Raw genomic sequence first — 11,633 nt, forward strand, 5'->3', positions numbered from 1 at the left:
ACGCAAAAAAAGCTTGCCTTATCTCGGGTTTTCCCGCACACTTACTTCCATGATGACCAAGGTACTTTTCGTTTGCATGGGCAATATCTGTCGCTCGCCGAGCGCAGAGGGCGTGTTTCGCCATTTGGTGAATGACGCGGGTTTGGGCGATGTGGTTCGCATCGACTCCGCGGGTACGCACGCGTTTCACATCGGCGAGGCGCCTGATGCCCGGGCGCAGGCCGCAGCGCGCAAGCGCGGCTACGAGATCACGCACTGCGAAGCGCGTCAGGTTACCGCGGAGGATTTCCGCGATTTCGACCTGATCCTCGCCATGGACTGGGACAATCTGTCCGCCATGCAGCAGCAGTGCCCCAAGGCCTACCAGCACAAGCTGATGCTGTTGATGCGCTTTGCCAACGAGTTCGAAGAGGCCACGGTGCCTGATCCGTACTATGGCGGCGCCGACGGTTTCGGCAAGGTGCTGGACTACCTGGAAGACGCCTGTCAGGGTGTGCTTGAGCTGGTGCGCAAGCGCGCGACCCAGTACCAGGCGGCGTGATCCGCTTTTGCCGCAGGGCCGCCCGCCTGGCGGTTCTCGGAGGTGCTAGGCAGTGAAAAAGACCGCGCAGATGCGCGGTTTTTTCTAGCCGGGAGCCATACCAAATTAGTCGGGAATAGGCTATACTTGAGCCAATTACTCGGGTATTGACCGCTGGATTCGCCTGCGGCCATTGCCGAATCACAGGGAACCTACCATGCGGCTAACTACCAAGGGGCGTTTCGCCGTGACTGCCATGATCGATCTGGCTATGCGGCAGCATAGCGGCCCGGTCACTCTAGCGGCCATCAGCCAGCGTCAGAATATTTCGCTGTCCTATCTGGAACAGCTGTTCGGGAAACTGCGTCGCCACGAACTCGTGGACAGCGTGCGCGGTCCCGGCGGCGGCTATTCGCTTGCACGCCTGGCTCGCAACGTAACCGTTGCCGACATCATCTTCGCCGTCGACGAACCCCTGGACGCCACCAGCTGCGGTGGCAAGCGGGACTGTACGAGCGGCAACGATGGCAAGCCGGGCAAGTGCATGACGCACGAACTCTGGGCTACGTTGAATCGCAAGATGGTGGATTACCTGGATTCGGTGTCCCTGCAAGATCTGGTCGATCAGCAGCGCGTACGCCAGTTGCAGGAAGCCAACAATCAAGCGCAGGCTTGCGCGGTGCGCGTGAACCGGGTGGGAGGCGCCGCAAACGCCGCCAACGCTCCGGCCGCGACCGTCGCCGCCAACGCCACCGTATAAGCAGTATCAGGAGTTGTAGAAATGACCACCCGCCCGATCTATCTTGATTATTCGGCCACGACGCCCGTCGACCCCCGCGTCGTGGACAAGATGGTGCCCTGGCTGTATGAGAACTTCGGCAACCCGGCCTCGCGCAGCCATGCGTTTGGCTGGGAATCCGAAGAAGCCGTCGAACGCGCCCGCGAAGAAGTCGCCAAGCTGGTCAACGCTGACCCGCGCGAAATCGTCTGGACCTCCGGCGCCACCGAGTCCAACAACCTGGCGATCAAGGGCGCCGCCAACTTCTACTCGGAACGCGGCAAGCACATCGTCACCGTCAAGACCGAACACAAGGCCGTGCTGGATACCTGTCGCGAACTCGAGCGCCAGGGCTTCGAAGTGACCTATCTGGACGTCAAGGACAACGGTCTGATCGATCTGGACACCTTCAAGGCCGCGCTGCGCCCCGATACCGTACTGGTATCGGTGATGATGGTGAACAACGAAATCGGCGTGATCCAGGACGTGGAAACGCTGGGCGAAATCTGCCGCGAGAAGGGCATCATCTTCCACGTGGACGCCGCCCAGGCGACCGGCAAGGTGGCTATCGACCTGCAAAAGCTCAAGGTCGACCTGATGTCGTTTTCCGCGCACAAGACCTACGGCCCCAAGGGCATTGGCGCGCTGTACGTGCGCCGCAAGCCGCGCATCCGCATCGAAGCGCAAATGCACGGCGGCGGCCATGAGCGCGGTTTCCGCTCCGGCACGCTGGCCACGCACCAGATCGTCGGCATGGGCGAGGCCTTCCGTCTGGCCCGCGAGGAAATGGGCACCGAGAACGAGCGCATCCGCATGCTGCGCGACCGCCTGTGGGCCGGCCTGTCGCAGATCGAGGAGGTCTACCTCAACGGCGACATGGACCAGCGCGTGCCGCACAACCTGAATGTCAGCTTCAACTATGTCGAAGGCGAATCCCTGATCATGGCGATCAAGGAACTTGCCGTCTCCAGCGGCTCGGCCTGCACCTCGGCCAGCCTGGAACCGTCCTACGTGTTGCGGGCCCTGGGCCGCAACGACGAGCTGGCGCACAGCTCGATCCGTTTCACCCTGGGCCGTTTCACGACCGAAAAGGAAGTGGATTACGCCATCGAACTGCTCAAGGGCCGTGTCGGCAAGCTGCGCGACATGTCGCCGTTGTGGGAAATGGCCAAGGAAGGCATCGACTTGAACACCGTGCAGTGGGCTGCGCACTGAGCGCCCGCGCCTAGAAATTCGTGGAGAATTAACATGTCTTACAGCACCAAAGTTCTGGATCACTACGAAAACCCGCGTAACGTCGGTTCGTTCGACAAGTCGGACGAATCGGTGGGCACCGGCATGGTCGGCGCCCCCGCCTGTGGCGACGTGATGAAGCTGCAGATCAAGGTTAACGAAGCCGGCGTGATCGAAGACGCGCGCTTCAAGACCTACGGCTGCGGTTCGGCTATCGCTTCCAGCTCGCTCGTGACCGAATGGGTCAAGGGCAAGACCCTGGACGAAGCGATGAACATCCGCAACACGCAGATCGCCGAAGAACTGGCCCTGCCGCCCGTGAAGGTCCACTGTTCCATCCTGGCCGAAGACGCGATCAAGGCCGCGGTGCAGAACTACAAAGAAAAGCACACGGCCCCGGCCGAAGCTGTGGCGGGCTGAACATGTCCGTTACCCTGACCCAACAGGCTGCCACCCATATCGGCCGCTACTTGCAAAAGCGCGGAAAGGGTATCGGCTTGCGGCTCGGCGTTAGGACGACGGGCTGCTCCGGCATGGCCTACAAGCTCGAATACGTGGATGACGCAACAGCGGAAGACACGGTATTCGAAAGCTTCGGTGTGAAGGTTTTCGTCGACCCCAAGAGCCTGGCCTACCTGGACGGCACCGAACTCGACTACGCCCGCGAAGGCCTGAACGAAGGCTTCAAGTTCCGCAACCCCAACGAGAAGGCGACCTGCGGCTGCGGCGAGTCGTTCACGGTGTAAGTCTTGGCTGGAGACGATCACTTCGGCCTGTTTGGCTTGCCGGCGCGCTTCGATCTGAACGCCCAGACGCTTGAGTCCGCGTGGCGCGCCGTTGCCGCGCAGGTGCATCCCGACCGCTATGCCACCGCCAGCCCCGCGGAACGCCGCGTGGCCATGCAGTGGGCGGCGCGCGCCAACGAAGCCTATCGCTTGTTGCGGGATCCGATGCTGCGGGCGCGCTACCTGTGCGAGCAGGCGGGCGTGGATCTGCAGACCGAGAGCAACACGGCCATGGACCCCGAGTTCCTGATGCAGCAGATGACCTGGCGCGAGATGCTGGACGACGCGCGCGACGACGCTCGCGCCCTGGCGGCCTTGCAAGCGGAATTGGAGCAGGCGCGCGCTGCCATGCGCGCCACGCTCACCCGCCTGCTGGACCAGGAGCACGACTATGCGGCGGCCGGGCTCAAGGTGCGGGAATGGATGTTCGTGGAGAAACTGGCGGAAGAACTGGCGCACGCCCAGCCCGCTGGATAGCCCAGGGCGCGCCGGGGCGTCCGCATGGCGGGCGCCGGCACAGCGCGGCCTACTGACCATAAAAATAGAATCATGGCCTTATTGCAGATTTCCGAGCCCGGCGAATCGCCCGCGCCGCACCAGCGCAAGCTGGCGGTCGGGATCGACCTGGGCACGACCAATTCCCTAGTTGCGGCCGTGCGCAGCAGCGTCGCCGAAGTGTTGCCGGATGCGCATGGCCACGCCTTGCTGCCATCCGCCGTGCGCTATTTTCCCGGCGGCAAGGTCACCACAGGCCGTGAGCCGCTCGCGCAGCAGGCCGAGGATCCGCTGAACACCGTTGTTTCGGTCAAGCGCTTCATGGGCCGTTCGCTGGAAGAAGCGCGCGCCAGTCGCGCGCCGTACGAATTCGTGGACGCGCCCGGCATGGTGCGCATCCGCACCGTCCAGGGCGACCTCAGTCCGGTCGAGGTGTCCGCCCAGATCCTGGCGGTCTTGCGCCAGCGTGCCGAAGACGTGCTGGGCGACGACCTGGTTGGCGCCGTCATCACGGTGCCAGCCTATTTTGACGACGCCCAGCGCCAGGCGACGCGGGATGCCGCTCGCCTGGCCGGCCTGAATGTGCTGCGCTTGCTGAACGAACCCACGGCGGCGGCCATTGCCTACGGCCTGGATCATGCATCCGAGGGCGTGTACGCGGTGTACGACCTGGGCGGCGGCACGTTCGATATCTCCATCCTGCGCCTGACCCAAGGCGTGTTCGAAGTCATCGCCACGGGCGGCGACACCGCGCTGGGCGGCGACGACTTCGACGCCTTGATCGCCGACCGCGTGGTGGCCGGGCTTGCCGCAGGCGAGCTTACGCCCTCCGATCGCCGCGGGTTGCTGATGGCGGCGCGCGCCGCGCGCGAAGCCTTGTCGGATTCCGACGAAGCCAGCCTGAAGCTAGCCTTGTCCGATGGCCGGGCCGTGGATGCGATCCTGACCCGTGCAGAGTTCGAAGAACTGGCCCAGCCCCTGATCGTCCGTACCCTGGACTGCGCGCGCCGTGCCTTGCGCGACGCCTCGCTGACGCCGGCCGACGTGCGCGGCGTGGTGATGGTTGGCGGCGCCACGCGCATGCCGGTGGTGCGCGCGGCCGTGGGCAAGCTGTTCGGCACGCAGCCCCTGACCGATCTGGATCCCGACCAGGTGGTGGCGCTGGGCGCCGCCTTGCAGGCCAATCTGCTGGCCGGTAACCGCGCTCCCGGCGAGGACTGGCTGCTGCTGGACGTGATCCCGCTGTCGCTGGGACTGGAAACCATGGGTGGCCTGGTGGAGCGCATCATCCCGCGCAACAGCACCATTCCCGTGGCGCGAGCCCAGGAATTCACGACCTTCAAGGATGGCCAGACGGCCATGAGCATCCACGTGGTGCAGGGCGAACGCGACCTGGTCGCGGATTCGCGCTCGCTGGCCCGCTTCGAGCTGCGCGGCATTCCACCCATGGTGGCTGGCGCCGCGCGCATCCGCGTGACCTTCCAGGTGGACGCCGACGGCCTGCTGAGCGTGACCGCGCGCGAACAGAGCAAGGGCGTCGAAGCCATGGTGTCGGTCAAACCGTCCTACGGCCTCACGGACGACGAGATCGCCCAGATGCTGGCCGACAGCGTCGCGCAAGCCGATACCGATGCTCGCGCGCGCATGCTGCGCGAGCAGCAGGTGGACGCGCGCCAACTGGTCGAGTCGGTGCAGGCCGCGCTGGCCGCCGACGGCGACCTGCTGGACGCCGAGGAACGCAAGCGTGTTGATGAATGCCTGCAGGCCGCCATGGCAGCCCAGGATGCTCAGGACGTGGACACGGTGAAGGACGCAGTCCAGGCCCTGGCGGCCGCGACCGATGATTTCGCTGCGCGCCGGATGGATCGCAGCATCCGCGCCGCGCTGGCGGGCCGCAAACTTGATGAGATTGCCTGATAACACGCTATGCCGAAACTGACTGTATTGCCTCACCCCGACTACTGCCCGGAAGGCGCCGTAATCGAAGACGCGCCCAAGGGCGTGTCGATCTGCCGCGTGTTGCTGGACAACCATATCGACATCGAACACGCCTGCGAATTGTCGTGCGCATGCACCACCTGTCACGTGGTGGTCAAGCAGGGCTATTCTTCGCTGGAAGACGCGACCGATGACGAAGAGGACCTGCTGGACAAGGCCTGGGGCCTGACCCCGACTTCGCGCTTGTCCTGCCAGGCGCTGGTGACGGACGCGGACCTGACGGTCGAGATTCCCAAGTACACCATCAACCACGCCAAAGAGGGCCATTGATGAAGTGGACCGACACCTACGAGATCGCCGAGGCGCTGCTCGACGCGCATCCTGACGAAGATCCCAAGACGCTGCGCTTCGTGCAGCTGCGCGAATGGGTTCTGGCCTTGCCCGGCTTCAATGACGACCCTGCTCATTGCGGGGAGAAGATCCTGGAGGCCATACAGATGGCCTGGATCGACGAAGCGGATTGATTGCTGAATTGAAAATGCTCCCCACGGGGAGCGTTTCTGTTTTTGGCATGCAAACATGGCTTGAACGGGTCGACGCCACATCTGCCACGGTATCATCAAGGATCTTCCTGTCGTCCCTACCTGCCTGAGTCTACCGATGCCCGCTGCCCAATTGCGCTTTGGCCTGGCCGCCAACCGGCTGCACCACGAAACTCCCGATGCCGCGCTGTTTACCTGGCTGCGCGCGTGTTCGGCCACGATACGTGAACTCGGCGTGCAGCTGCACACCGTTGGCCGTACCCATGACGCCATCGTGCGCGAAGGCATGCTGCAGGGCTACGGCGGGCTGATCCGTTATCCCTATGGCCGCGAGGGCGGACTGATGAAGCTGGTGGCCCGGGTCACCGAGGGGCGCGACGGCCAGGCGCCGTTCGACGGCGCGATCTACTTGATCGACCCCGTCGACCCCTCGTCGATTTTCCCCGAAGCGCTGGCGCTCAAGCGCCAGTGCATCACGCACGGCCGGCCGTTCATTTCGACGCTGGCCGGCGCCATCGAATGGATGGAAGTCGAACGCATCCATGCCGGGCTGGCGCCGGACGTGTCGGCGTCGCGCCACTTCAACTACGCCGGCCAGACCGTGGCGTTGATCGCCCACGATGCGCTCAAGGACGAGATGGTGGCCTTTGCCAGCGAGCATTTCGATGTGCTGTCCCGGTTCGCGCGGCGCGTAGCCACGGGCACCACCGGCGGCCGCCTGAACGATCTGGCCTGGTCGCGTGGTTGGCCCAAGGACACGCCCTGGGTGCATCGCTACCTGAGCGGGCCGCTGGGCGGCGACGCGCAGATCGCGGAGCTGGTGCTGGAACACCAATGCCAGCGCGTGATCTTCTTTGAAGACCCGCACGTGGCCCGCCAGCACGAGGCCGACATCCAGCTGCTGGAACGTGCCGTGCGCGTGGTGACGGAGTCGGCCACCTGCGCCACCTCGCCGACGGTGGCGCGGCGCTGGGCGCAGGCGGTCGAAAAGCGCGTTATCTGAGCTTTGTCCGGCTGGGCGCGGCGCCAGGCCGGGAGTCCGCGATGATGCGGCTGACCCGGTCGGCCACGGCGGACGCGGCCATGGACAGTGGCAGGACGTCCGACCTGCACAGGAATACGGGTCGCGCCATGCGCGGCGTGACGATGCGGTGCAGGACGACCTCGCCCCGCGCAGCCTCTTGGTGGACCGCCGCGTAAGACAGGATAGTGTGCGCGATGCCGGCCTGCGCCAGTTCGATCAGTTGCGGAATGGCGTTGGCCTCGGCAATGACTCGGAACTCGGCGCGCTCGCGCTGTTGGTACTGATCCAGCAGGCGACGCAGGCTGTGCTGATGGCCGGGCAGGACTAGCGGCAGTCCGCTAAGGGCTTGCAGATCCATGACCGGCAGCGCATGCAGCGCGGCAGGAGCCGGCCTTTTTCCCGGTGTGACGGAGGGCGGAGAAACGACCACCAGTTCTTCGTCTATCAGGTGCTGGAATCGCAGATCGACCGACGCGTCGTCGCTGAAAGTCAGCCCCAGGTCGGCATGGCCGGAACTGACGAAGCCCGGGATGTATCCCGTGCTGGACTCGATGATCTTCAGGTAGACGTCGGGCCAATGCGCCAGAGAGAAACGTAAGAGCGGCACCGTCAGCAGCTTGGCCATGGACATGGACATGGCCAGCGACACGGTCCCGCGGGGCGCCTTGAGGTCTTCGCGGACGTCGGCGCGCGCGGCGTCGATGCGTCCCAGGATTTCGCGCGCATGCGCCAGCATGCGCGATCCCGCAGCAGTCGGCGTGACGCCACGGGCGCTGCGATGCAACAGCACCACACCCAGATCCTCTTCCAGGTTTCGTATCAGCAGGCTCAGCGCGGGTTGTGCCACGTGCAGGGCTGCCGCGGCGCGGCTGATCGATCCGGTGGAAACCACCGCGACAAAGCACTGCATCGCGCGAATGGACATCGACATGCATGGACCTCGTGTGAGCAAGGCCATCACAAATTTATTATGGCCTGCATATTTAAACGGTATTTCTAATATATCAAGACCATTCGCATAATGGGCGCCATCCCTCTAAGAACACAATGGAGACAAAGATGGCGTTCCAACGAATTCTTGCCGCTTGCGTGGTTGCGACGGCTCTGTCCAGCCCGGCGCTGGCCGATACCTGGCCTTCCAAGCCCATTACGCTGGTCGTGCCGTTTTCGGCAGGCGGTCCAACCGACTTCATCGCGCGCCTGGTGGCCGACCCCTTGGCGCGCGAACTGGGACAACAGGTCATCGTGCAGAACAAGCCGGGCGCCAGTGGTAATGTCGGCTACCAGAGCGTGCTGAATGGCCCCGCGGACGGCTACACGCTGATGCACAACACGGTCGCCATGCAGGCGATCAACCCGCTGATGTACCCGAGCGCGAAGATGCAACCGCTGCAGGACTATGTGCCCATCGGCACGACCGGCGCCATGCCCAATCTGCTGGTGGTCAATCCCGAGCGCACGCCGGTCAAGACGCTGGCCGAACTGGTCGAGCGCGGACGCGGCATGAAGCAGGGGCTCAGCTATGCCACTTTCGGCCCGGGCAGTTCGCCGCACGTCTATGGCGCATCGCTGCAAAAGCTCGCGGGCTTTCAAGCCGTGGGCGTGGCCTACAAGGGCAGCGCGAACGCCGTGACCGACGTGATCGGCGGGCAGGTCGACTTCCTGTTCGACAGCATGTCGACCAGCCTTGGCCAAGTGCAGGCCGGCCGACTGAAAGCCCTGGCGATTACCTCGGCCGAGCGTTCGCCCTTGCTGCCGGACGTGCCCACGCTGAAGGAAGCGGGTTATCCCAGCCTGGATCTCAAATTCTGGTTCTCGCTGCAGGCTCCCGCCGGTACCCCGCCGGAAACGGTGCAGAAGCTGCGTGAGGCCGTGGCGCGCGTCGTTGCGAGCGATGCTTACCGCAAGGCAATGCAGGAACGCGGCGCGGAAGCCTTCCAGGTCACTCCCGCCGATCTGGACGCGTTCTTCAAGCGTGAAACCATGCAATGGACGCAAGCGGCGCAAACCATCGGCCTGAAGGGCGAGCAGTAATCATGGCTACTGAAGCACGCATGACGCCGCTGAAGAACATCACCGTCCTGGATCTGAGCAAGGTGCTGGCCGGGCCGCTTTGCGGCCAGTATCTGGGCGAGCTTGGCGCCAGGGTGATCAAGGTCGAGCCGGTGGGCAAGGGTGACGACACGCGTGCCTGGCTGCCGCAGGACGCAGGCCAATCCGCGACCTTCCTGGCCGTGAACCATAACAAGCGCAGTCTGGCCGTGGACCTCAAGACAGCGGCCGGGCGCGCCGTGGTGCATCGGCTCGCGGAGCAATCGGACGTGGTGCTGCAAGGCTTCGGCGGCAAGACCGCTGCGCGCCTGGGCGTGGACTACGAGACGCTCAGCGGTCTCAATCCCCGGTTGGTGTACTGCGAAATCTCGGGCTATGGCCGCGAGGGGCCGATGGGCGAGGAGCCGGGCTATGACGTCATGCTGCAAGCCTTCAGCGGCATGATCAGCACCATGGGCGAGCCCGGTGGAAACTTTGCGCGCGCCAGCTTTTCGCCGGTGGACCTGGGCACGGGTTCGTTCGCGCTCAGCGGGATCCTGGCCGCGCTGCTGGAGCGCAGCCAGACCGGCAAGGGGCAGTACCTGGATGTTTCGTTACTGGATACTTCGCTTGGCCTGATGTCGTACATGGCGCAGAACTACTGGCGCACCGGCCAGATTCCGCGCCGCATGGGTACGGGCCATCCGGCCATGTGTCCTTACCAGGCGTTCCGCGCGGCCGATGGCGACATCATGCTGGGCGTGGGCAACGATGCGCAATGGCAGCGTTTCTGCGCGGTGGCGGGGTTGCAGGATCAGGTGGATGCCCCCGAGTTCGCGACCAATGCCGATCGGGTGCGCAACTTCACCGCGACGGTCGCGCTGGTCCAGTCGCGCATGGAGACCCGCAGCGTGGCGCAATGGCTGGACGTACTCAAGCCCGCGGGCATCGCGTGTTCCGCCATCCACACGCTGGACCAGGCGCTGGCGCATCCGCAGGTCGATGCGCGTGAACTGATCGTCAAGAGCCAGCACAAGGTCCTGGGCGAGGTCCGCAACGTCGGCCTGCCGATACGGTTCGGACGCCAGCCTCGCCAGGCCGCGCTGCCCGCGCCCGTGTTGGGCGAGCACACTCGCGAGATTCTGGCCGAGCTGGGCTATGCCCAAGCCGAAATCGAGGCGCTGCTGGCCGCGGGCAGCGTGCAGAACCATTCCTGAATGCGAGGGTACCGATGACATTCCTGCGCTACGAAGTCCGTGACCAGATCGCGGAAATCCATTTATGCCATGCGCCCGTCAATGCGCTGGACGAGGACATGCTGGACGCGCTGATTGCCGCGCTGGAACGGGCCAATGCCGATTCCGATGTACGCGCCGTGCTGTTGGCCAGCGATTTGCCCGGACGGTTCTGCGCCGGGCTGGACATGAAAAAACTGCTGGACAGCACGCCGGCGCGGATCCATGCGCTGTTGTCCAAGCTGTACATCAAGCTTTACGACACGCAGTTCAACCTGAGCAAGCCATCGATTTCGGTGGTCTCCGGCTCGGTCCGCGGCGGTGGCATGACGGTGGCCATTTCCAGCGATATGGTGGTGGCGGCGGACACCGCCACCTTTGGTTATCCGGAAATCGACGTCGGCGTCCTGCCCGCGATCCATTACGTGCACCTGCCGGGCATCGTGGGCAAGCACCGCGCGTTTGACCTGCTGTTCACGGGCCGCACCTTCAATGCGCAAGAGGCGTACGGACTGGGGTTGGTGGCGCGCGTCGCAGCCGAAGCGGAATTGCTGGAGCAGGCCCGCCTGCTGGCGCGGTCGCTGGCGGGCAAGCCGCCGCAAGTCCTGGCGATGGGGCGGCGCGCCTTCGTCTACGGCAACGACAACGAGTACCGGCGCAGGGTGGCGACGGCGGTCGAAGTGTTCTGCAACGCGGCCGCCACGCCCGAGGCGCGCGAGGGCCTGAGCGCCTTCGTGCAAAAGCGCGCGCCGGACTGGAGCGGGCTGCGCAGCGGCGGGTAGAACCGGCGCAGCGTGTGTGCCTGGCTTACTTTCCCTTGAACTGCGGCGGCCGCTTCTCGCGAAACGCCCGCACGCCTTCGGCGAAGTCTTCGCGGGTAGCCGTGTCCAGGAACCGCGCCGTTTCCTCGGCCAGCTGGGTTTCCAGCGTGGCGTGCTCGGCCGAACGCAACAGGTCCTTGGCGCTGGCGATGCCGTGCGGCGCGTGGCGGGCGATGTCTTGCGCATAGGCTTGCGCGGCCGGCGCGAGTTCGCCGGCCGCGGCGGTGCGCG

General features: G+C 64.8%; 15 protein-coding genes. 13 read left to right on the forward strand and 2 right to left on the reverse strand.

Annotated features, from left to right (window positions below; genetic code table 11):
• Nucleotides 1-49 precede the first annotated feature (49 nt).
• From VIR09_RS31355 to VIR09_RS31400, 10 genes are all read left to right on the forward strand, one after another.
• The gene (locus VIR09_RS31355; RefSeq protein WP_006386176.1) at nucleotides 50-541 is read left to right on the forward strand and encodes a low molecular weight protein-tyrosine-phosphatase; all 492 of its coding nucleotides are present in this window, start codon (nucleotides 50-52) and stop codon (nucleotides 539-541) included.
• 196 nt (nucleotides 542-737) lie between these two features.
• Nucleotides 738-1,280 carry a Fe-S cluster assembly transcriptional regulator IscR gene (iscR, locus tag VIR09_RS31360; protein WP_063642426.1) on the forward strand — a complete coding sequence of 181 codons (543 nt, stop codon included), beginning with the start codon at nucleotides 738-740 and terminating at the stop codon, nucleotides 1,278-1,280.
• Nucleotides 1,281-1,301: 21 nt separating this feature from the next.
• On the forward strand, nucleotides 1,302-2,513 hold the full coding sequence (locus VIR09_RS31365) for an IscS subfamily cysteine desulfurase (protein WP_332016417.1): 1,212 nt from the start codon (nucleotides 1,302-1,304) through the stop codon (nucleotides 2,511-2,513).
• Between the two features lie 33 nt (nucleotides 2,514-2,546).
• Nucleotides 2,547-2,951, forward strand: coding sequence for a Fe-S cluster assembly scaffold IscU (iscU, locus tag VIR09_RS31370; protein ID WP_013394596.1), 405 nt, complete (start codon nucleotides 2,547-2,549; stop codon nucleotides 2,949-2,951).
• Between the two features lie 2 nt (nucleotides 2,952-2,953).
• Nucleotides 2,954-3,277: an iron-sulfur cluster assembly protein IscA gene (gene iscA / locus VIR09_RS31375; protein ID WP_332016418.1), complete on the forward strand. Its 324-nt coding sequence runs from the start codon at nucleotides 2,954-2,956 to the stop codon at nucleotides 3,275-3,277.
• A gap of 3 nt (nucleotides 3,278-3,280) precedes the next feature.
• Nucleotides 3,281-3,793, forward strand: coding sequence for a Fe-S protein assembly co-chaperone HscB (hscB, locus tag VIR09_RS31380; RefSeq protein WP_332016419.1), 513 nt, complete (start codon nucleotides 3,281-3,283; stop codon nucleotides 3,791-3,793).
• A 72-nt stretch (nucleotides 3,794-3,865) separates the two neighbouring features.
• Nucleotides 3,866-5,728: a Fe-S protein assembly chaperone HscA gene (gene hscA / locus VIR09_RS31385; RefSeq protein ID WP_332016420.1), complete on the forward strand. Its 1,863-nt coding sequence runs from the start codon at nucleotides 3,866-3,868 to the stop codon at nucleotides 5,726-5,728.
• 9 nt (nucleotides 5,729-5,737) lie between these two features.
• Nucleotides 5,738-6,079 carry an ISC system 2Fe-2S type ferredoxin gene (fdx, locus tag VIR09_RS31390; RefSeq protein WP_013394592.1) on the forward strand — a complete coding sequence of 114 codons (342 nt, stop codon included), beginning with the start codon at nucleotides 5,738-5,740 and terminating at the stop codon, nucleotides 6,077-6,079.
• The gene (gene iscX / locus VIR09_RS31395; protein WP_207464379.1) at nucleotides 6,079-6,273 is read left to right on the forward strand and encodes a Fe-S cluster assembly protein IscX; all 195 of its coding nucleotides are present in this window, start codon (nucleotides 6,079-6,081) and stop codon (nucleotides 6,271-6,273) included. Before fdx ends, iscX begins: the two co-directional genes overlap by 1 nt.
• A 136-nt stretch (nucleotides 6,274-6,409) precedes the next feature.
• Nucleotides 6,410-7,294: a methylglyoxal synthase gene (locus VIR09_RS31400; protein ID WP_332016421.1), complete on the forward strand. Its 885-nt coding sequence runs from the start codon at nucleotides 6,410-6,412 to the stop codon at nucleotides 7,292-7,294.
• On the opposite strand, the gene VIR09_RS31405 is transcribed toward VIR09_RS31400, so the two are convergent.
• Nucleotides 7,287-8,246 (reverse strand): LysR family transcriptional regulator, encoded by a 960-nt coding sequence (locus tag VIR09_RS31405; protein WP_332016422.1) that lies wholly within the window; start codon nucleotides 8,244-8,246, stop codon nucleotides 7,287-7,289. The genes VIR09_RS31400 and VIR09_RS31405 overlap by 8 nt on opposite strands.
• Before the next feature lie 128 nt (nucleotides 8,247-8,374).
• Between VIR09_RS31405 and VIR09_RS31410 the strand changes: the two genes are divergently transcribed.
• From VIR09_RS31410 to VIR09_RS31420, 3 genes are read left to right on the forward strand one after another with little or no spacing between them, the layout of a single operon-like run.
• A complete protein-coding gene (locus VIR09_RS31410; RefSeq protein ID WP_332016423.1) occupies nucleotides 8,375-9,349 on the forward strand; it encodes a tripartite tricarboxylate transporter substrate binding protein in 975 nt (324 codons plus the stop codon).
• 2 nt (nucleotides 9,350-9,351) lie between these two features.
• Nucleotides 9,352-10,563, forward strand: coding sequence for a CaiB/BaiF CoA-transferase family protein (locus VIR09_RS31415; RefSeq protein ID WP_332016424.1), 1,212 nt, complete (start codon nucleotides 9,352-9,354; stop codon nucleotides 10,561-10,563).
• 14 nt (nucleotides 10,564-10,577) lie between these two features.
• Nucleotides 10,578-11,363 carry an enoyl-CoA hydratase/isomerase family protein gene (locus tag VIR09_RS31420; RefSeq protein ID WP_332016425.1) on the forward strand — a complete coding sequence of 262 codons (786 nt, stop codon included), beginning with the start codon at nucleotides 10,578-10,580 and terminating at the stop codon, nucleotides 11,361-11,363.
• 25 nt (nucleotides 11,364-11,388) lie between these two features.
• On the opposite strand, the gene VIR09_RS31425 is transcribed toward VIR09_RS31420, so the two are convergent.
• Nucleotides 11,389-11,633: enoyl-CoA hydratase/isomerase family protein (locus tag VIR09_RS31425; protein WP_332016426.1), on the reverse strand; the 245-nt coding region annotated here is incomplete at its 5' end.

It is taken from the genome of Achromobacter sp. (assembly GCF_036567245.1).
Lineage (GTDB): Bacteria > Pseudomonadota > Gammaproteobacteria > Burkholderiales > Burkholderiaceae_B > Achromobacter.